The 20114-nt window shown below is 72.2% G+C and carries 19 protein-coding genes; 12 read left to right on the top strand and 7 right to left on the bottom strand.

What is annotated here, in order from left to right; translation table 11 throughout:
* Positions 1-42: 42 nt before the first annotated feature.
* Both GA0070216_RS36195 and GA0070216_RS21835 read right to left on the bottom strand, forming a co-directional pair.
* Positions 43-1413, bottom strand: coding sequence for an MFS transporter (locus tag GA0070216_RS36195; RefSeq protein WP_281190454.1), 1371 nt, complete (start codon positions 1411-1413; stop codon positions 43-45).
* A gap of 89 nt (positions 1414-1502) precedes the next feature.
* Positions 1503-1763 (bottom strand): hypothetical protein, encoded by a 261-nt coding sequence (locus GA0070216_RS21835; protein ID WP_091249246.1) that lies wholly within the window; start codon positions 1761-1763, stop codon positions 1503-1505.
* A 200-nt stretch (positions 1764-1963) separates the two neighbouring features.
* Here GA0070216_RS21835 and GA0070216_RS21830 point away from each other — a divergent pair, with 200 nt between their 5' ends.
* Positions 1964-6409, top strand: coding sequence for a cation-translocating P-type ATPase (locus GA0070216_RS21830; RefSeq protein ID WP_091249242.1), 4446 nt, complete (start codon positions 1964-1966; stop codon positions 6407-6409).
* Between the two features lie 16 nt (positions 6410-6425).
* Here GA0070216_RS21830 and GA0070216_RS21825 read toward each other — a convergent pair whose 3' ends face one another.
* Positions 6426-7388 (bottom strand): L-threonylcarbamoyladenylate synthase, encoded by a 963-nt coding sequence (locus GA0070216_RS21825; RefSeq protein ID WP_091249392.1) that lies wholly within the window; start codon positions 7386-7388, stop codon positions 6426-6428.
* A 156-nt stretch (positions 7389-7544) separates the two neighbouring features.
* Positions 7545-7889 carry a hypothetical protein gene (locus tag GA0070216_RS21820; RefSeq protein WP_091249239.1) on the bottom strand — a complete coding sequence of 115 codons (345 nt, stop codon included), beginning with the start codon at positions 7887-7889 and terminating at the stop codon, positions 7545-7547.
* 205 nt (positions 7890-8094) lie between these two features.
* On the opposite strand from GA0070216_RS21820, the gene GA0070216_RS21815 reads away from it, so the two are divergent.
* From GA0070216_RS21815 to GA0070216_RS21805, 3 genes are all read left to right on the top strand, one after another.
* Positions 8095-8856 carry an HAD-IA family hydrolase gene (locus GA0070216_RS21815; RefSeq protein WP_176739075.1) on the top strand — a complete coding sequence of 254 codons (762 nt, stop codon included), beginning with the start codon at positions 8095-8097 and terminating at the stop codon, positions 8854-8856.
* 138 nt (positions 8857-8994) lie between these two features.
* Positions 8995-9804: a nucleotidyl cyclase domain-containing protein gene (locus tag GA0070216_RS21810; RefSeq protein WP_245722632.1), complete on the top strand. Its 810-nt coding sequence runs from the start codon at positions 8995-8997 to the stop codon at positions 9802-9804.
* On the top strand, positions 9801-11876 hold the full coding sequence (locus GA0070216_RS21805) for an NACHT domain-containing protein (protein ID WP_245722631.1): 2076 nt from the start codon (positions 9801-9803) through the stop codon (positions 11874-11876). The genes GA0070216_RS21810 and GA0070216_RS21805 overlap by 4 nt, the downstream gene beginning before the upstream one ends.
* On the opposite strand, the gene GA0070216_RS21800 is transcribed toward GA0070216_RS21805, so the two are convergent.
* Entirely contained in the window at positions 11873-12208 is a 336-nt protein-coding gene (locus tag GA0070216_RS21800) for a DUF952 domain-containing protein (RefSeq protein ID WP_091249228.1), read from the bottom strand. The genes GA0070216_RS21805 and GA0070216_RS21800 overlap by 4 nt on opposite strands.
* Before the next feature lie 115 nt (positions 12209-12323).
* On the opposite strand from GA0070216_RS21800, the gene GA0070216_RS21795 reads away from it, so the two are divergent.
* Genes GA0070216_RS21795 through GA0070216_RS21780 form a run of 4 tightly spaced genes read left to right on the top strand, consistent with a single transcriptional unit; the run spans position 12324 to position 13974 of the window.
* A complete protein-coding gene (locus GA0070216_RS21795) occupies positions 12324-12665 on the top strand; it encodes an ArsR/SmtB family transcription factor (protein WP_091249225.1) in 342 nt (113 codons plus the stop codon).
* Positions 12666-12890 carry a hypothetical protein gene (locus GA0070216_RS21790; RefSeq protein WP_091249222.1) on the top strand — a complete coding sequence of 75 codons (225 nt, stop codon included), beginning with the start codon at positions 12666-12668 and terminating at the stop codon, positions 12888-12890.
* A complete protein-coding gene (locus tag GA0070216_RS21785; protein ID WP_091249219.1) occupies positions 12887-13477 on the top strand; it encodes a CDP-alcohol phosphatidyltransferase family protein in 591 nt (196 codons plus the stop codon). The genes GA0070216_RS21790 and GA0070216_RS21785 overlap by 4 nt, the downstream gene beginning before the upstream one ends.
* Positions 13474-13974 carry a hypothetical protein gene (locus GA0070216_RS21780; RefSeq protein WP_091249216.1) on the top strand — a complete coding sequence of 167 codons (501 nt, stop codon included), beginning with the start codon at positions 13474-13476 and terminating at the stop codon, positions 13972-13974. The genes GA0070216_RS21785 and GA0070216_RS21780 overlap by 4 nt, the downstream gene beginning before the upstream one ends.
* 1126 nt (positions 13975-15100) lie before the next feature.
* Here the strand turns inward: GA0070216_RS21780 and GA0070216_RS34645 are convergent.
* The gene (locus GA0070216_RS34645) at positions 15101-16462 is read right to left on the bottom strand and encodes an NsdA family TPR-like regulatory protein (RefSeq protein WP_176739074.1); all 1362 of its coding nucleotides are present in this window, start codon (positions 16460-16462) and stop codon (positions 15101-15103) included.
* Positions 16463-16612: 150 nt separating this feature from the next.
* Complete coding sequence (locus tag GA0070216_RS21770; protein ID WP_091249213.1) at positions 16613-16810, bottom strand: hypothetical protein; 198 nt, start codon at positions 16808-16810, stop codon at positions 16613-16615.
* Between the two features lie 153 nt (positions 16811-16963).
* Between GA0070216_RS21770 and GA0070216_RS21765 the strand changes: the two genes are divergently transcribed.
* From GA0070216_RS21765 to GA0070216_RS21750, 4 genes are all read left to right on the top strand, one after another.
* Positions 16964-17278, top strand: coding sequence for a hypothetical protein (locus tag GA0070216_RS21765; protein ID WP_091249210.1), 315 nt, complete (start codon positions 16964-16966; stop codon positions 17276-17278).
* Entirely contained in the window at positions 17278-17610 is a 333-nt protein-coding gene (locus tag GA0070216_RS21760) for a helix-turn-helix transcriptional regulator (protein WP_141723155.1), read from the top strand. Before GA0070216_RS21765 ends, GA0070216_RS21760 begins: the two co-directional genes overlap by 1 nt.
* On the top strand, positions 17610-18104 hold the full coding sequence (locus GA0070216_RS21755; RefSeq protein ID WP_091249205.1) for an HNH endonuclease: 495 nt from the start codon (positions 17610-17612) through the stop codon (positions 18102-18104). The genes GA0070216_RS21760 and GA0070216_RS21755 overlap by 1 nt, the downstream gene beginning before the upstream one ends.
* A 146-nt stretch (positions 18105-18250) precedes the next feature.
* Positions 18251-19528 (top strand): AAA family ATPase, encoded by a 1278-nt coding sequence (locus GA0070216_RS21750; RefSeq protein WP_091249202.1) that lies wholly within the window; start codon positions 18251-18253, stop codon positions 19526-19528.
* Positions 19529-20114 lie beyond the last annotated feature (586 nt).

Here is a 20114-nt window from a genome sequence, read left to right as displayed (position 1 = left end):
ATCCTCCCGGTCACCCCGGTCGACCAGGCGGGATTCGATGGATCAGGCGGGATGCCCCCGGCCCGGCACCACCCGGCCGGCAAGCAGCGCGCCGAGGAGCGCGCAGCCCACCGCCACGGCGAGCGTCCCCGCGTAGCCGGCCGGACCGGGCGTCGTCCCGGCGGCGAGCACCGTGCCGGTCAACGCCAGCACCGTGGCGGTGAACAGCGAGTCGGCCAGTTGCAACGACGAACTGTTGCGCCCCTGCTCGTCGGGGGTCGACAGGGCCAGGGTCAACACCGACAGCGACGGGTACGCCAGGCCCATCCCCAGACCGGCCACCGCCCAACCGGCCACCCCGACCGCCACCGGCACCGCCGGCCAGACGGCGAGGGTGACCGTGGCCGTGCCCGCCGCCACGCAGGCCAGGCCCCACCGGGGCAGGGTCGCCGAGGAGCGCGGCGGCGGCAGTCGCCCCTGGAGCCAGGAACCCACCGACCAGGACAGCGCCCCGACGGTCAGCACCAGGCCGGCGGCGGTCGGCGAGAAACCCCGCTGCCGGGACAGCATCAGCGGGATGACCACCTCCGCGCCGGCGAAGGCCGCCGCCGCCAACCCGCGCAGACCCACCACCGTGGGCAGGCCCCGGGCGGCCCGCAGGAACCCCGCCGGGAGCAGCCGGGGCGCGCAGACCCCCAGGCCGGCGAGGGCCACCACCACCAGGGTCACGGCGAACGCGCCGCGCTGCTGCCCCCCGTGGTGCAGCAGTGCGGCGCTCACCCCCGCCCCGGCCGCCCAGCCGATCCGGGCCGCCGCGCCCGCCGGTGGCCCGGCCGGCGTCGGCCGGTCGAGCGTGCGCAGGCCCGACTCGACCAGCAGCACCGCCGGCAACGCCACCACCGGCACCGCGAGGAAGACCCACCGCCAGCCCAGGTGTTCCACGATCAGCCCGGCCACCGCCGGCCCGACCAGCGACGGGATGACCCACGCCGCCGCGAACGCGGCGAAGACCCGCCGCCGCAGCTGCTCCGGGTACGCCTGCCCGACCACCACGTACAGCGCGACGGAGAGCAGCCCGGACCCGAAGCCCTGCACCGCCCGACCGATCACCAACGTGCCCATCGCGTCGGCGCTCCCGGCGACGAGCAACCCGACGACGAACAACCCCACCCCGCCCCACATCGGGGCGCGTGGTCCCCGGGCGTCGCACCAGATGCCGGAGAGCACCATGGCCAGCACCCCGGCGGCGAACGAACCGCCGAAGGCGAGCGCGTAGAGCCCCAACCCGTCCAGCGCGCGGGCCACCGTGGGCATCGCGGTGCCCACCGCCAACGCCTCGAAGGCGAGCAGTGACACCAGGGCGACGCTGCCCACCGTCATCGCCCGCAGCCGGGGATCGTAGAGGCGGGCCGCCGGGGCGAGGGTGGCGGTCACCGAACGGCCCCGGCCCGGGGCGGTACGTCAGGCATGCGCCCAGCCTGCGACCTGCACCCTGGTTCAGGTCAAGGGTGAGCCTGGTCTCGTCACGCCGATTCCAGCGCCTCCCCGAGCCCCTTGGCCAGCCCCGACAGGTGCTGGTCGGCGAGCAGGTGACCGGCGGTGATCACCAGGGCGAGCGGCCACTCGATGACCTGGAGGGCGGCGAGCACCCCCAACCCGGCGTAGTAGGCGATCTTGTCGGGCGGTGGCACCGCCACCTCGCCCAGCATCGGCACCTCCACCCGTCGGGTGTATGCGCGGACCATCTCGTGACTGCCACTGAGGTGACGCGTGATCGTGCTCATCCCGGCCTCCTGCCGACTCGTCGGGTCGTCAGCCGGATTCCACCGGCACCGCCGTCCATGCCCCGCCACCGGCGGGAACTTCCCCCGCCCGGAGGGCATAACGGATGCCCTACCGGGAAGCCAGGCCGCCTGACGAACGCAGGAGGCGCGATGGCGTACGGCGGCAGTGGGCGGGGCCGACGCATCGGCCGTACCGCTCGATGACCACGCTGGGCCGGATCGCCGGCCGGGTCCTCCCGTCGGTGCCGGTCCCCCCGTTGCTCGCCGACGCGTCCCGCACCGCCGGTTCGGCCGCCGGACGGCTGGCCCGGGTGGCCGGGCTGACCCGCCGCCGGGTCTGGTCCCGCGACGGTCGGCACCACATCGAGGTGCACGGCGTCTGCCAGGACGGCGGCGACCGGCTGGCCCGTCAGGTCGAGGCGGCGCTGGAACAGCTCCCCGGAGTGGCCTGGGCCCGGGTGAACGCCCCCTCCGGCCGGGTGGTGGTGGCCGTCGAGGAACCGAGACCGAAGCTGGCTGCCCTGATCGACACGGTGGCCCGGATCGAGCGGGTCTGCCCGCACGAGCCGGACCCGGAGATCCCGCCCCCGCATCCGCCGGAGGACGGGCCGCGTACGCCCCGGACCCTCGGCGCGCTCGCCTCCGACGCGCTCGGCCTGACCATCTCCGCCGCCACCCGGATCCTGCCGTTCACCCCGATCCCGGGGGAGGTGGCCGGCCTGCTCACCGCCGTCGACCTGCACCCGAAGCTGCACGACCTCGCCGGCCGGGGGTTGCGCGCCGACCCGCGCACCGAGGTGCTGTTCCCGCTCGTCGAGGCGGTCGTGCAGGGCCTGACCGGCGGCTGGGCCGGCATCGTCCTCGACGGCGCGCAGCGGATCGTGCAGTGGGGTGAGGCGCGCGCCCAGCTCGCCACCTGGACCCGGGCCGAGCCGGGGCTGACCGGTGACCCGGAACGCGCCGTCGCCCGCTCACCCGGGGCCCAGCGGCCCTGCCCCCGCCCCGACGGCCCGGTCGAACGGTACGTCTCGACGATGCTCGCCACCGGGGCTGCCGCCGGGGCCGCCGCGTGGCCCGTCGCCGGGCCGAAGCGGGCCGCCGCGCTCGGGCTCGCCGCACTGCCCAAGGCCCCCGGCAGCGGCCGTGAGGGGTACGCCGCCGAGCTCGGCCGGGTGTTGGCCCGGCGCGGCGTGATCGCCATGGACCGTAGCGTGCTGCGGGAACTCGACCGGATCGACACGGTGGTGTTGGACTCGGCCGTGCTCGGTTCGGCCCGGGGCGTCCTCGCCGACCTGGCCCCGCTGTCCGACACGGACACCGGTGAGGTGGTCGGGCGGGCGTTCGCCCTCTTCGACCCCGACCACCCGGACGACGTCCACGAGGCGGACGGCTGGCGGCTCGGACCCCTGGCCGACCTCGACGCCGACGACCCGGGGGACACCCCGGACAGCCGGCGGCTGCGCGCGGCGGGCGGCCCGCTGCTCGGTCTCGTCCACCACGGCAGCCTCACCGCCGTCGTCCGGGTCGCGCCCGAACCGGCTCCCGGCGTCGACGCGCTGACCGCCGCCGCCCGGCACGCCGGCCTGCGCCTGGTGGTCGGCGGCGACGACCCGCAGCGGTACGGCTTCGCCGACGCGGTGCTGCCCGGCGGGGACCGGCTCGCCGGGTCCGTCCGTACGCTGCAACGCGACGGCGCGGTGGTGATGTTGGTGTCCGGCGACCGGGCCGCGCTGGCCGGCTCCGACTGCGGGCTCGGGGTGGCCGCCCCCGAGGACCTGCCGCCATGGGGTGCCCACCTGCTCGTCGGCACCGACCTGCGGATTCCCGCGCTGCTGATCGAGGCGGCCGGGGTGGCCCGACGGATGACCGGGCAGAACATCCGCCTCGCCATGGCCGGCACCGGGCTCGGCGCGTTGGGGGCGTTCACCGCCGCGACACCGCAGTTGCCCGGCCGCAGTCTCGCCGCCGTCAACGGCGCGGCGGCGCTGGCCTTCGCCAACGGCGTGTGGCGGGCCCGCCGGCTGCCCGACCCGGCCGAGGCACCGGCGGCGGCCACCACCGCCTGGCACCTGATGCCGGTGTCGGCCGTGCTGCGCCAACTGGACACCACCCCGGACGGGCTGACCGGCGCCGAGGCGCAGCACCGGCACCGCGCCGACCCGGACGCGGCGGCCGGCCCCGTCAGCCTGTTCCGGGCCTTCGTCGACGAGCTGGCCAACCCGCTCACGCCGGTGCTGGCCGCCGGTGCGGTCCTCTCCGCGGCGTTCGGCTCACTGGTCGACGCGGCCCTGGTCGGCGGCGTGGTCGGCGGATCGGCGCTGGTCGGGGCGGTGCACCAGCGCAACACCGACCGGGCGCTCGCCGAGTTGCTGTCCCGCTCGGCGGTCACCGCACGGGTGCTGCGGGACGGGGCCGAGCGGGTGGCCGCCGCCGAGGAACTGGTCCCCGGCGACGTGGTGACCCTCGGCCCGGGGGACGCGGTGCCGGCCGACTGCCGGGTGCTCACCGCCGGCGGGTTGGAGGCCGACGAGTCGTCGCTGACCGGTGAGTCGTTGCCGGTGACCAAGGGGGCCGCTCCGGTGGTCGCCGCCGCCCTGGCCGACCGCACCTCGATGCTCTACGAGGGCACCACCATCGCCGCCGGTCACGGCACCGCCGTGGTGGTGGCGACCGGTGCGCAGACCGAGTCCGGCCGGAGCCTCGCGCTGGCCCGCCAGGCCCCGCCGGAGAGCGGTGTGGAGGCCCGGCTGGGCACCATCACCCGCTCGGCGATCCCGTTGGCCGCCGGGTCGGCGATCGCGGTGGCCGGGGCGGGGCTGCTGCGGGGCGTACCGCTGGGGCAGACGGCGGCGACCGCCGCGAACCTGGCCGTGGCGTCGGTGCCGGAGGGGCTGCCGTTCCTGGTCAGTGCGGCGCAACTGGCCGCCGCGCGACGGTTGGCCGCGCACGGCGCGTTGGTCCGCAACCCGCGCACCATCGAGGCGCTGGGCCGGGTGGACGTGCTCTGCTTCGACAAGACCGGCACCCTCACCGAGGGCAAGCTGCTGCTCGCCGGGGTCGGCGACGACGGCCGGTTCGCCGATCTGGACGGGCTCGACGACGGGTTGCGCCGGGTCCTCGCCGCCGGGCTGCGCGCCACCCCCTACGCGGACGATCCGGAGGAACTGCCGCAGCACACCGACCGGGCGGTCCGGTACGGCGCACGGCAGGCCGGGGTGACCGAGCAGACCGGCGCGTCCGGTTGGGCGGCGGTCGGCGGGTTGCCGTTCGAACCGTCCCGGGGTTACCACGCCACCGTCGGCCGGACCGCCGACGGGCTGCTGCTCAGCGTGAAGGGCGCCCCGGAGACGGTGCTGCCCCGGTGTGGTGCGTGGCGGCTGCCGGGCGGCCGGGACGAGCCGCTGGACGCCGAACGCCGGGACCGGCTGCACACCGTGCTCGCCGACCGGGCCGGGGCGGGGCACCGGATCCTCGCCGTGGCGGAGTGCCGGGCCGGTGCCGAGGCGGTCACCGACGACGAGGTGCGGGGGCTGGTCTTCGTCGGCTTCCTCGCCCTCGCCGACGGGGTACGGGAGAGCGCCGCCCCGGCGGTCCGTAGGATCCGGCAGGCGGGCGTGCACACCATCATGATCACCGGGGACCATCCGGCCACCGCCGAGGCGATCGCGTCGGCGATCAGCCCGGAGACCGACGGCCAACGGGTGGTCACCGCCTCCGAGCTGGACCAGTTGGACGACGCGGCGCTGGGTGAGCGGCTGGGCCGCACCGACGTGGTGGCCCGGTGCACCCCGGCGCACAAGGTGCGGATCATCCAGGCGTTGCAGAAGTGCGGGCGTACCGTGGCGATGACCGGTGACGGCGCCAACGACGCCCCGGCGATCCGGCTGGCCGACGTGGGCATCGCCCTCGGCCAGCGGGGCACCCCGGCCGCCCGTGCCGCCGCCGACCTGGTGGTCACCGACGACCGGTTGGAGACCATCATCGCCACCCTGGTCGAGGGGCGGGCGATGTGGTCGTCGGTACGCCACGCGCTGAGCATCCTGGTCGGCGGCAATCTCGGCGAGATCGCGTTCAGCGTGCTCAGCGCCGCCGTCACCGGCCGGTCGGCGCTCAACGGCCGGCAACTGCTCCTGGTCAACCTGCTCACCGACCTGGCACCGGCACTGGCCATCGCGGTCCGGCCCCCCGACGCCGACCACGCCGAGGGGTTGCTCCGCGAGGGGCCGGACGCCTCCCTCGGCGGCACCATGACCCGGGAGATCGGGCTGCGCGCCGCCGCCACCACCCTGGGGGCGACCGTCGGCTGGACGGCCGCCCGGTGGACGGGCCGGGAACGGCGGGCCGGCACGGTGGCCCTGGTCTCGCTGGTCGGCACCCAACTGGGGCAGACCGTCCTCGCCGGTGGCACCAGCCCGACGGTGCTCGCGTCGACCGCCGCCTCCGTCGGCGTGCTCGCCGCCGTGGTGCAGACACCCGGGTTGAGCCAGTTCTTCGGTTGCACCCCGCTCGGCCCGGTGGGCTGGGGCATCGCCGCCGGTTCGGCGCTCGGCGCGACCTTTGCCAACGGCGCGCTGACCCGCCTGGTGGAGCACCTGCCGGGTCCACCCGTCCGCTGGCCGGCCGCGTCGGACTCCGGCTCCTCCTAGACCGTCGCCTCGCTGGTCAGCCGGGCGGGGCCCAGGTGGCGGCGGCGCGTCCCAACCGGTCGTTGATCGCCCGGCCGACCCCCTCGTCGGGGACCGGCTCGGCGAGGATCTCGCTCACCCCGGCCGCGTCCAGCCGGTGTAGCGCGTCGAAGAGCCGGGCGGCCGCCTCGGTCACGTCACCGGCGGGCGAGAGCACCTCGACCGCCGCGTAACCCGCCGCCGGGCCCTCCCGAAAGGCCAGGAAACCCCGCCGGACCCCGTCGTGCGGCGTCGGCCCCGCGCCCGCCACCACCCGCAACGGGGTACGCGGCGCGTAGTGCGCGGCCAACGTACCCGGTGCCACCGGCTGCCCGGAGCTGCCCGGCCGGACGGTCACCGGGCCGACCGCCGCGACGAGTTCCTCCACGGCGAGCGCCCCGAGGCGCAGCACCACCGGGTGCGGGCCGCGCGCGTCCACGATGGTCGACTCGATCCCGCACCGGGTGGGGCCGCCGTCGAGCACCACGTCGACCGCCGCGCCGAGCCCGTGCACGACATGCTCGGCGCGGGTGGGGCTGAGCTGCCCGAACCGGTTGGCGCTCGGCGCGGCCACCGGCACCCCGGCAGCCCTGATCAATGCGCGGGCGGACGCCTCGTCGGGCACCCGGACGGCCATGGTGTCGAGGCCGGAGGTGACGATCGGCGGGATCGCGTCCGGCCGGTCCACGATCAGGGTGAGCGGCCCCGGCCAGAACCGCTCGGCCAGCGCCGCGACCGGCGGGGGCAGCGCGCCGACGAGGGCCGGCAGGTCGGCGGCGTCGGCCAGGTGGGTGATCAGCGGATCGAAGCCGGGCCGGGCCTTCGCCTCGAAGATCCGCGCCGCGGCCCGGGCGTCCAGCGCGTTCGCGCCGAGCCCGTAGACCGTCTCGGTGGGGAAGGCCACCAACCCGCCGGCCCGCAGCACGGCGGCGGCCTCGGCGATGCCGTGCGCGGCGGGCAGGACACGGGGGACGGCAGTGGTCACGCCCTCGACGCTAGCCTGCCGCCCCGGCCGGGGCCGGTGCGGGTGGCGGTCGTCCACGCAAGGGTCGTCGTGCACGCACGGGCGTCGTCGGCCAGGCCGGTGCCGTCGGAGGTCGCCCGCCGGCCGGGCCGGTCATCCGGTCGGGCCCGGTGCCGTCGAGGGCTGCCCGCCGGTCGGGGCGAACGACGCGCGTGGCGGACCGGTTTCCGCCCAGCAGACGCCGCCCCGGAACTCGACGCCCGGGACACCGTCGACGACCCGGCTGAGGTCCGCGACGGAGGCGAGCGCCAGGGTGAGGTCACCGCGCAGCTCCGCGTCGGCGGACGGCAGGTCGTCCTCCTCCTGCGCCCAGTCGATGTCGGCGGCGCGCAGCTCGGCGACCGCGTGGCCGGTCAGCGCGGCCGGGTCGGTCACTGCGATGTCGATCCGGCAATAGAGTTGGAGACGCCGGCTGCCCGGGGCACCCTCGGTCGTCATGTGGCTCAGCGACGGCGACGGGACCGGCGCAGCGCCCAGATGCCCCCGCCGAAGGCCAGCACCGTGGGCACCAGGCAGCAGAGCATCAGGACGATCAGGTGCCACGGTTTGATTGCTCCCATTGCCGAGAGGCTAGGGGACGGGCGCCGACCGCGCCGCCCCGGTCCGTTGCGCGCGGCCGGTCCCGCTGGGGAGGATTGCGGGCATGCTCCGCTCGCCGCACGCCCTCCTGTGGGACTTCGGTGGCGTCCTGGCCGATGCTCCCCCGCAGCCACCCGCCCCACCGGAGCTCGTCCGGCGGCTGTCCCACCTCGTCGGCGGTGCGGTGCCGGAGCGGCAACTCGCCGCCGACCTGGCCGAGGGCGCACGGAGCTATTCGGCCTGGCGCGACGGCGCGGGCCGGGAGGCCGAACCGGTGGAGCTGCCCCACTCCCGGGTCTGGGCGGAGTTCGTCACCCGGTCGTGGCCCCGCGCGGCCAGGGAGGCCGTCGACCGGGAGGCGACCCCCCTGGCGTACGCCTGGACCCGGCGGGCGGACTGGGCGGTGCGCCCGGGTATCCCCGACGCGCTCCGGGCGGCCACCGAGGCGGGCCTTCCGTTGGCCGTGGTGAGCAACACCCTCTGCGGTGCCGCGCACCGGGACTTCCTCGCCGCCGCCGGGCTCGCCGGGTTGTTCGCCGCCCAGTTCTACAGCGACGAAGCCGGCCCCCGGAAGCCCAACCCGCGACTGGCGCTGTTGGCGGCGGAGGCCGTCGGGGTGCCGATCGACCGCTGCTGGTTCGTCGGCGACACCCTCGGTCGGGACGTCGAGTGTGCCCGCCGCGCCGGGGCGGGCGCGGCGATCCTGATGCGCTCACCCCGCACCGACCGGGAACCGCCGCATCCCGCCGTCACCCCGGACGCCCGGGTCGATGACGGTCACGGCCTGCTCGCCCTGCTGCGGCAGGCCCGAGGCTCCGTCGGCTGAGGACCGACTCGCCGGCACCGTGTCGTACGGAGGCACCGGGAGCATCACTACGACATCCCGTATTTTGGCGGGTTCCCCTTCGCTTTCGGCTGGTAGGAATACCGCGACCGGGCAGCGTTCCCAGCGAAGGGTGGAATGGTGGCTGACGCGAGGAACCCGACCCGACACGTCGTCCTCATGGTCGACATCGAGCGTTACAGCGCGCGGAGCAACGTGCTCCAACACCGCGCACAGCAAGCACTGACAGAAGTCATGCAGGCAGCCTGGGACGAGTTGGGCATCGTGCTGCCCGAGACGTTGCGCCAACAGAGCGGTGACGGCCAACTGGCGGTCCTGCCCCCGGGGGCCAGTGAACGGCGGGTCCTCCGGCTCGCGTCGGTTCTCGACCGGTTGTTGCGGGAGCACAACCAGGGCCTGTCCGCTGAGGCCCGGGTCCGGATGCGACTCGGCGTCCACCACGGACTGGTCCATCTCGACAGCGCGAACGGCTTTGCCGGCAGCGCGGTGGTGACCGTCTGCCGACTGGTCGACTCGCCGCAGCTCAAGAGCATGCTGCGCCGTTTTCCCCGGGCGCAGGTCGCGCTGGTCGTGTCGGACCTGATCTACCAGGACGTCGTTCGCGAGTACCAGGACCTGCCGCAGGATCAGTTCCTGCGGATCAACGCCAGCCTGCCGGACAAGGGTTTCGAGAGCTCCGCCTGGATCTACGTACCGGGGGAGAATGCCGCCGCGTCGACCGTGCCGGACGCACTTCCCGCCGACCCACAGGGAGAGATCGACCTGAACCGGATGGACCGCTCCGCGGAGCTCGACCCGCCACAACTGCCGACGGTCGGGCAGGTGTTCCAGCACATCACGGCGCAGGGGCCGGCCGCGTTCGGCAACGGAAACACCGTCACGACGTACGGTTCCGCCGACGACGCACAGCCGGGCCGGTCATCGCGGTGAGTGCCATTGATCCCCCTGCTGACGAGGAGTCGGAGCCTCCCGTCCCGGCCACCGTGAACGTCTACTCCGGGAACACCTCCCACGGGCCGACTGCCATCGGTTACCGCAACACCATCAACCAGGTGAACTACGGGAGCGTTCCGCCCACCCACTCGCGCGACGTCGTGTTGTCGAAGGCTCTGGAGACCCTGGCCGACGAGGTGGCGGTACGACGCCAGCGGGACGAGGAACGCAGCGGGGTGCTCAGCCGTCCGTTGCCGGCGCGATGGGCGGCAACTGCGATGGCCGAGGCGTCGATGGGCGAGGTCACCTGGTCATCGCTCGGCCTGACCCCGGCCCAGCCTCCCGCCGGCGGACTCGACGATCTCGCCGACCTGCTCACCCGCCAACTGCCTCACCGCCGCCTGGTGATCCTCGGCACGGCAGGGTCGGGCCGGACCGTGCTGGTCACCCGGCTCGTCGGCCTCCTGCTCAAGGAGCGGCTAGCCGGTCAGCCGGTTCCGGTGATGTTGCCCGCCGGGTCGTGGAACCCGAGCAAGCAACTGCTGCGCGATTGGATGGCGGAGCAACTGGCCCGGGACCACCCGCACCTGCGGGCGTCAGCACCCCTGCCCGGCCCGTGGAGATACTTCGCAGGGCTCCGCAAGCGCCGAACGCTGGCGGCCTACCTGGTCGACAGGAACCTTGTGCTGCCCATCATCCACGACCTGGACATGATCGGTGACGGGCTGCGCGAAGAGACGATGAACGCGTTGCACGAGCGGGGAGCCGAGGCTCCGTTGGTGGTGACCAGCCTCGTCGCGCCGTACCGGAAGGCGGTCGAGAGCGCGGAACGCGGGCTGTCCCGCGCTGCGGTGGTCGAGGTGCTGCCGCTCACCTTCGCCGACATCCGGGCGTACTTCGCCCCCGAAGGGGGGAACGGACGGTGGCATCAGGCGTTCCTTGAGCTGGATGCCGATCCCGAAGCACCCCTGGCCAGCGCCCTGCGCACGCCGTTGCTGGTCTGGCTGGCCCGTACCACCTACGCCGGCGCCGCCGCCGATCCGCGCGAGTTGTGCGACCGGGGCCGGTTCCCCGATCAGACCGCCATCGAGAATCATCTCCTCGACGGTCTGTTGTCGGTCGCCTACCCACGACAGCCGACGCCGGCCCGCCGGCGGGACACCGACGAGACCTGGCATCCCGACGATGCGAGGCGATGGCTGCTCTTCCTCGCGCGGCACCTGCAGGACACGGACACCCACGAGATCGCCTGGTGGCAGCTGCACCGGACGATGAGGTTCCTCCGGCCGATCCAGTACGCGGTGACGCTTCTGCTGTTCTGGGCGTCGATATGGCTCGCACACGGCAATCTCGTCGTCGCTGTCCTGTTCGCGGCCATCAGCATGCCGGTTGTGGTGAGTGAGCGGCTCCGTACGCGATTCGGTTTGGTCCCAGCCGCACCGATCTACCGGGTGCAGGTCAGCGGACGCAGGGTGCGACACCTCGTTCGTACGACGTCCGTCAGCCTCCTGCTGGCGTTGTTGCTGGCCGGGTCGGGAGCGGTGGTGTGGCACCTGTCGGGTGACGCACTGCCGGGCATCATCGGCGGGCTCGGCCTGATGTTGTCGGCCGTGGTCGTTCCCGTCTGCGACCACTATCGACGCAGGGTCTACGACCCGTCCCGCGAGATCATGATCGCCGAGGATCCCGCCCGCGCGGACAACCCCCTCTCCACCTTGCGGGCCGACCGCAGATCGGTGCTGGGACCTGCCGGCGCACTGCTCCTCATGGGGGCCTCGCCGGCGCTGCTGCTCGGTGGTGGATCGTGGCCGCAGGCCGCCACCATCCTCGCGTTCGCGATCGGCTGGGTGGGCTTCGGTGCCTGGACCGAGTTTGCGATCGCTCGGGCCATCCTGGCGATGCGAGGTCGGCTGCCCTGGCGGACGATGGCCTTTCTCCGCGACGCGGCCGGGCGGGGCGTGCTCCGCCAGGTGGGTGCCACCTACCAGTTCCGCCACCCGCGGCTTCGTGACCGATTGGCTGCCGATCCGTCCTCACCGCACGTTCCGGTAGCTCCTTCCACCACCTAACCCTGCGGTAGCGCATCGTCCACCGACGACGCCCCCGCCACCTGATGAACCCCGACGACAGCGTCGAGCGGTAGGGCCGCGTAGACGTGCGGGAAGGAACCGCCGTCGGGGGCATCCTCCCAGCGCACCGCCGCGCCGAGAAGCCGGGCGTCGAGAGCGGCGACCACGAGCGCCGGCTCCTGCGCGAAGAACCGCAGCGCGGTCGCACCCACCTGCTCGCGGGAGGAGCAGTGGATGAAACCGCTGCTGTGGTCGAACGGCGAGCCGTCGAAGCGGCCGACGGTCTCGAACTCGGCCCACTCGGCGGGCAGGAGAATCTTGTAGATCAGCACATCCCAGGATGGCAGATGACCGCCCGGTCCGCAGCCACCGGCCCCGTCAGCACTCCGAAGTTGACAGCTCACCTTGGCTCATGCCAATAATAGTTGGCATGAGCCAAGGTGAGCTATGGGAGACTTGAGCGGCGATCGGCTGGTCGAGGTTCTCGCCACGTTGGCCAGCCCGCACCGGCTCCGCGTCCTCGCCGCGTTGACCGGCGGACGCGCCTACGTCTCACAGCTCGCCCGCGATCTGGGCATCAGCCGTGCGCTGTTGCAGGTGCATCTCAAGAAACTGGAGCGGGCCGGGTTGGTCACCGCCCATCTGGAGTTGTCCGGAGACGGCAAGGCGCTCAAGTACTACGAGGTCACGCCGTTCTCGCTGCACCTCACGCCCGACGTGGTGGCGGCTGCCGCCGCGACCCTGAGCACCGCCGGAGACGGCGACGCCCCACCGAAGGGAACCAGTTAGATGGACGCTGCCTCGGTCTTCCTGATCGTCGTCGCCGCCGTGCTCATCTCGGTCGTCTGGTATGCGGGCGTCCGCAAGCGGACCGAGGTGTCGAGCGAACTGCAGCGGCAGTACGCCGAGCAGGCCGCCGAGACACAGCGGCTGCTCACCGAGATGAGCGCGCAACTGGCGGACCTGCACCGGCGTACCGCCGACATGCAACGCATCCTCAAAGACGCCGAATGACCACGCTCAGGCTCTCCCCGCCGGTCACCCTCCTCAACGTCCCCAACGCCATCACCGCCGCACGGACGGCCGGCTCCTTCGGGCTCGCGGTGGCGGCGCTGACCCACCGCAACGCCCACCTGCTCGTCGCCGCCTACCTGATCTACTGGGTCGGTGACATCCTCGACGGTGTCGCCGCCCGCGCCCTGGGGCAGGAAACCCGCACCGGCGCGGTCTTCGACATCGTCGCCGACCGGGCCTGCACGTCGGCCTGCGCTGCGGCACTCGTCGTGCTGCGGCCCGAAACCGCGCTGCCGATCGCGGTGTTCCTCGTCCAGTTCATGGTCGTCGATCAGCTGCTGAGCCTGATGTTCCTGCGCTGGCCGCTGCTGAGCCCGAACCACTTCGCCTGCGTCGACCGCCGCATCTACCGGTGGAACTGGTCTCCGCCGGCGAAGGCACTGAACACCGCAGCGGTGGTGCTTCTGGCGATCTTCGCGCCGACCGCCGTCGCCGTCACCTTCGCCCTCGGCGTCGCCGCAGTGAAGGCCGTCTCGCTGGTGTCCGCCGCCAATCTGCCGGTCGACCCGCCGCCCACCCGGCCATGATCGCCGTTCTGGCGGCGGCGGCCGTCGGGCTCCTGTCGGCGTTCCTGCCGTTCACCCCGGCCGAGCCGTACCTGATGGCGGCCGTAGCGACCACCGCCACGCCACCCGTGGCACTCGGCGTCGCCGCCGCAGCCGGTCAGACCGCCGGCAAGTTCCTGATCTTCCTCGGTACGCGCGGCGCGATCCACTCACCCTGGCTGCGACGCCGGCTCAGCAGGCGGACCCCGACCGGGCGGAAACCAGCGGGCCGGTGGGGGACGATGCTCGCACGCCCGAAGGCGGCCGGCGCACGACTCGTCGAGATGATGGAACGCCCCCGCCAGGCCATCGGTGTGCTGTTGGTCAGCGCGGTAACCGGATTTCCACCGCTGCTGGCCACCAGCGTCTACCTGGGTCGCACGCCGCTGCGTCCGGTCGCGTTCGCGGCGACGTGCCTGCTGGGCCGTACGATCCGCTTCGTCGCGATCGCACTGGCGCCACGGCTCGCCGGCTACTGAGCACCGGCCGCCGCCCGGTCCGGCACCCGACAACATCCGGAACGCGGCCCGCCGAGCGGAATGACGGTCCGACAAAGGTTCGCGCATTGTGCGGACGCACGTCAGCGGGTGGAGCCCCAGGGGGCTCGAACCCCTAACTCACCAGCGGCTGTGGACGTCGACCACCCTCAACCGCTGTACACACTCCAGCCGACCTTCACCGGCTCGTACGAGGTGATTTCGCGCCCCTACTGACTCGCTGGCGACCGATGACAACGTTCGATCGAACGAGGAAGACGAGAATGAGGAGAAGGCCCCGTGAACTGCACGGGAGCGGAGTGGAGCCCAGGGGACTCGAACCCCTAACCCCTGCCTTGCAAAGGCGGATAACAGGCGCTGAGCAAGGTCAACGAGCGACAACCCTTGTGGCAGACCACCTAGCGCCTGTCGCTCTTTGCCATCGGTTACCAACGACTCACATGGCGTTCGCTGACTTTCCGCTGACGGAGTTGCAAGCCTTATTAGTATATTACGGACATTCTTCGCACTCGACCTTACCATCGAGTAGGTCCTCCCACCAGTGTTGAATTGCTCACAGCACCCATAATGCCCGCATATCTGCAGGTAAGCACCGCTTCGGTTCGGCAGGTTTCTACTACCTTGCAGTCCCGCGCCGAGCAGAGCATCACCCTCCGCAACATTCGACTACCCTGCGTACGAACTGTCTCCACGCTCGTCCACCGCGCTTGTTGTGCTGCTCGCGGATCAAGTGATTCGATCTCAGGCAGAGGACCTACACAGCTGACGCTCGATCGCTCACCTGATCCACCTGGCTGTCGTCACAGCGGTGTAGAACCTCTAGAGACACGGAGCGGCACCCGCCTTAGGAACGGGTGCCGCAGTGAACTCCGTGTTGATCCGCGAGCAACGGACTTAAGGAGATCGAGTGCCCAGGCTAGCAACCCGGCATGAACGGGCCAAGCAAAGCGATGACCAGCACAGTCGCCGTATCGGCTACCTCACAGCCGTAACGGCCCTGGTAACGGCGGTTTCGACGCTGGTCGCCGCTGCCGCTACCTTTGTCGCACTGTTCGTCGCCTGAGCCCCGGCGGGGGCGGAGTCCCAACGACCTGCCCCCGCCGGGCCGCTAGGCGGCAAGGCCAAGCAGCGCCCCGGCACGCGCGTTGAACCGCTGGACCTCATGCAGGTTGCCGAACGGCTTCATGCGCCGTTGCAGGTCTCGCACCGTCTCGATGGCGCGGGACGAGTTGACCGACGCGGCCAGGTCGACGACGTGCGCCGCCCGTGATGCGGCAGCTTCGACGTTGGCCCGGTCAAGGTCAGCGATCGACAGCGCCGCCTCACTGAGCGCGCCGCGCCGGGCACGCCCCTGCCGTCGAGCGCCAGCAGCGGACTCGCTGGCGAAGCGCTCAAGCTCCGACGGCTGGCCGAGATCACGGAAGCAGTGCGCAGCCTCACCGAAGATGTACGGCGCGTCGATGAACTTCGCCCAAGCCGGTTCGTCGTCGTGAACCACGCGCCCAAACACCTGCTCAGCCTTCACGACCGACGCAGCGGCGGCAGATCCCTCGCCGAGTGCCGCGAGCGCCCGCCCCTCCAAGATGTGGAGATCCGCAAGGCAGGCGGGCGAATCCCCCTCGGATAGCCCACGGCGACCGGCCCGAGCGAGCATCAGCGCCTCGCGAGGGTGACCAAGCAGGTTCGCCTGATCCGACATGCCGGCCAGCACATGAGCACCGAGCGCAGCGCTGCCAGCGGCTTGCGCCAGCCGTAGCGCCTGAATCAGGTATCGCTGCGCTAGACCGTGCTCGCCATCGTCGTACGCCATCCAGCCCACAAGGTAGGACTGCTCGGCGGCAGCTTCGTACAGCGCGTGCTGCACCGCAGGTTCGTGGTCGCGCTTGAGCAGCGGCAGTACGTAGCTCTGCATGTACTCCACGAGGGCGGTCCGGGCATGGCCGCCGCCGCGCATCACGTCCATGTCCTGGAAGAGCGCGAACATGTCGCGGATGCCGGCCACCTGGCGCATACCCACCTGGCGCGGCCCGCGTTCCGTCGCCGTCTCGTCCAGCATGGCGAGCAGCCAGTCTCGGCTAGGTGCTCCAAGCGCGGCCAGTACAAACGGTGCCTTCACGATGTCGCGGCGCTTCACGTCAGCTCTCCCGAGATCGATGATGGTATCGACTGTCGTGCGCGTGTCATTCGAGTACTGCAACCCCCGCGCAGCCAGGGTTTCTTCCTCGGTCATACCGAAGTCCGACGGGCTGACACGACGGCTCAGCCGCTCGGACAGGGCTTGTGCAAGCAGGGTCGGAACGGGCGGACGGGGCTTCTCGCCGCGCTTCACCCAGCGGTTCACCGCCGTGTAGTCGTACCGCAGCGCCCGACCCTCGTTCGCGCCCAGGTCGTTGACGCGGCGAGCCAACCCAGCCCACGAGTAGCCGGCTTCGCCGACGAGAGCGGCAAGAGCATCGTTCGGTTCGTTCACGGTCCGTCCCTCCCCAGGGCCTACCTCGGACGCTACCGGCTACGACCAGGGGAGGGATACGCCCACATGGACCCTCGAACTTCACACGGGTCTTCACATGGTGTCGATGCCCGGTGTCGTCGGGTTTTCTCGTTGCATGACAACGGTTTCTCAGCGCAAGCCACGAACGACCGTCTTCACGGTCGCCTGCGACACGCCGGCAGCCTCGGCAATCTCGGGAACGGTGTGGTCGGTCGACCGGCGTACATCGCGGATGAGCTGGTCACGCTTCTGCCGCAGGTCATCGAGCGCCTGGTTCGCCTCTCGTACGCGAGCAGCGAGCTTCTGAAGGTCGTCAAGGGTCGCCATGCCTCGCAGTGTAGCGACTAGCCAGCTACCGAAGATACGGCTAGACAGCTAGCGGGTAGCCGGCTACCGTATGACCCATGCAAGCGGCCCCGGCGGGGTGGCACCCCCACCGAGGCCAGTGCATCAACCCGTTCCCAGCGAAGGAGTACGAAGATGCAGGTCAAGGGTATCCCGGTCGTGCTGGCCTCCGACAGTGACACGTTGACCGCGCTGGCGGACATGTTCCGTCCCCCGCGCTTGAACTTCGCCAAGGTGTGTCTCTACTGCGAGACGCGGTTCTGTGTGTCGTCGGCGTGTGTGAAGGTGCACGCGGTGTCGGTGTGGGGGCCGTGCCCGGACTGCGATGGTTTCGGTAGCTGCACCTGCTTGAACGGCGTGGTGGAGATGGACCGGGCCGGGTTGGCGGAGTTCATCGGCCGGACGCTGCCGCAGCGCCGGGCCGCTGCGGAGTTCGCGGTGGTGGCGTGATGGAGACGCGGTGGAAGCGGCTGCGGTTTGAGCGCGGTTGGTCGCAGCGTGACGTGCTGCGTCGTATGGAGGCGGTGGCCCGCCGTCAGGGCGTGCCGTTCCCGTCCGAGGAGTCGGCGAAGAAGGCGATCTCCCGGTGGGAGAACGGGCACAGCAAGCCGACGTCGTTCTACTACGGGTTGTTGGCCGAGGTGTTCGACTTGCCGCCGGATGACGGCCCGTCGCCGGTGGCTGCGCCCAAGCCGGGCACGGTGACCGCCGAGCTGGTGGCGCTGCGCGTGGAGGTCGCCCGTCTGTCCGAGCTGGTGTCGCACCTGGCGGCGGTGGCGTGATGGCCCGGCCGAACTCGGCCCGCATGCGGGCGATCAAGCGGGCGCTTGCCGACCGGGACGGCGCGGGGTGCTTCTACTGCGGTCACCCGTTCGCCACGCTGCTGGGCGCGACGGTGGACCACCTGATCCCGCAGAGTGCCCTGCCGGGGTGGGCGCTGATGAATCTGGTTCTTGCCTGCCGGCCATGCAACGAGGCCAAGGCCGACCAGCTTCCGCAGGTGTTCCTGCGCGCCGCCGGCTGCGCGCCGCCGGCTGCGCGCCGCTGCCGCGACGGCCGCACCCGTTCGTCACCACCGTCGCCGCGCTGGCGGCCCGCCTGGCGCGCGTCGAGCTGCGCCACCCGACGACAACCACGGTTGTCACCGCCGCCCGGTGACGGATGCGCCCTGGTGGCTTACGTCACCGGGTGCGCGTCACCGGACGACCGAGGGCCGGACCCGGGTCCGGCCCACCCAGACCACACCCGCACCAACCGAACGGGAGTCACCCTGTGACCGCCACGAACCGACCACCACGGACCCGGCCGGGCCGATCTTCGGACCCGGGTGTCCGACCACCCCAAGCGGCTGAAACACCCTTCAGCGCAGCGACGGGCGGACCTGATCCCGCTGCCGAGTGGTTCAGCCGATCTGACCCGGAGATGCCCCCGCCGCCGGTAGGTCTGGACGGCATCGCCGCCGGTCACGCCCCGGATGGTGAACCGTTCCATGAACCGGTCAGCACCGGTCAGGTTGAGCCCGGCGGACCCGCCGAGCACGGCCGCACGATCCTGCTGACCCCGGCGTCACAGATCCGGATGCGACCGGTCGCCTGGACGTGGACCAACCGCATCCCCTCCGGCGCGCTGACCGTGATACCCGGACGGGAGGGCATCGGCAAGTCCCTGACCCTGGCGTGGCTCACCGCGCAGATCACCCAGGGCACCCTGCCCGGTCGGCACCACGGCACCCCGCGTCCGGTCATCTACGCCGCCACCGAAGACTCCTGGTCGCAGACCATCGGCCCACGCCTCTACGCGGCCGGCGCGGATCTCGACATGGTGTACCGGGTCGACGTGCAACACGACGGCGGGTTTGACGCCCTGACCCTGCCCCGTGACTGCACGGCGCTGGGCCGGGAGATCAGCCGTCTCGGCGTGGCGCTGCTGGCCGCTGACCCGTTGCTGTCGCTGATTCACTCCGGAATCGACACCCACCGGGACCGGGATCTCCGTACCGCCCTGGAACCCCTGGTGAACATGGCCGACCGCACCGGGTGCGCGGTGGTCGGGCTGGCGCACTTCAACAAGTCAGCCAGCCCGGACGCCCTGAACCTCATCACCGGATCACGGGCATTCTCGGCCGTCGCCCGCGCCGTGATCGCGATTGCCCGCGACGACGAAGCCGGAGACGGATCGTGCGTCATGAGCCAGGCGAAGAACAACCTCGGCCCCCTGGACCTGCCCTCGCTGCGCTACGTCGTGGAGTCGGTCGAGATCCCCACCGACGAAGGGCCGGCGTTCGTCGGGAAGCTGACCATCACCGGCGAGTCGGACCGGTCGGTCGGAGACATCCTCGGCGAGGGTGCCGGCGCGGAAGGGGACGACCGCAGCGAGCGCGACGACGCCGCCGCGTGGCTGCGCGACTGGCTGACCGAACAGGGCGGCGAAGCGACCCGCGCCGACGTGCTCAAGGCCGCCCGCGCCGAAGGCATCGCCGAACGGACGCTACGCCGCGCCAAGACCCGCGCCGGGGTCACCACCACCCGCCAGGGCTTCCCCGCACGCACCCTCTGGCAACTCACCGTCCGTGACGACCAACCGGCAGCGCGGCCAGTCCGGCCACACTCCGGCCAGTCCGGCCACGTTCCAGAAGCTGGCCGCACTGGCCGCACTGTGGCCCCACTGGCCGGACAGACCGAACTCCCTCACGCTCCGTAACCCCACTAGACGCGGCCAGGTGTCAGCGCTGTCAACGCCTGTCAACGGTCGGCGCTGACAGCGCGACACCCGCCCCGACCAGCACAAACCCGCCGATCACGAGGGGGTGTCAACGTGTCAGCGCCACCACCACCCCGCCGGCCCTCCACCCCAGGGACAGACGGACCGGGAACGGTCGGCACCGGGCCGCACAGCGGGCGTGATGCAACCCCGCCGGCTGGCATCCGTCACCCGACCGCCGGCCCTCCTAGCCCTAGGACCGACCACCTTCTAGACCTAGGAGCGCTGCCGACCAGCGCACTAGCGGTCTAGGACCCACACCACCGCTACCCGCCCCACCCGCGCCAGCGGCCAGCACGGCGACCAGGCATCTCCTAGTCACCCGCGACGGAACCCACCTGGCGACAACCCCGGTTGTCACCGCGCCGCCCAGCTCGACCGCGCGGGCGCTGCGTCACGGCCAGGTCGCATCCGTCACCCCGGCCGCCAGGTCGCGGCCCACCCGCGACCGGTCGCGCCGACGCGACCCGCACCGCGACCTGCCCGGCCAGCACGAACGGCACCGGGTCGCGGGTAGCGGCACCCA

It is taken from the genome of Micromonospora matsumotoense, assembly GCF_900091525.1.
Lineage (GTDB): Bacteria > Actinomycetota > Actinomycetes > Mycobacteriales > Micromonosporaceae > Micromonospora > Micromonospora matsumotoensis.
Note: the sequence above shows the minus strand (reverse complement) of the source record. Positions and strands in the feature narration are given on the sequence as shown.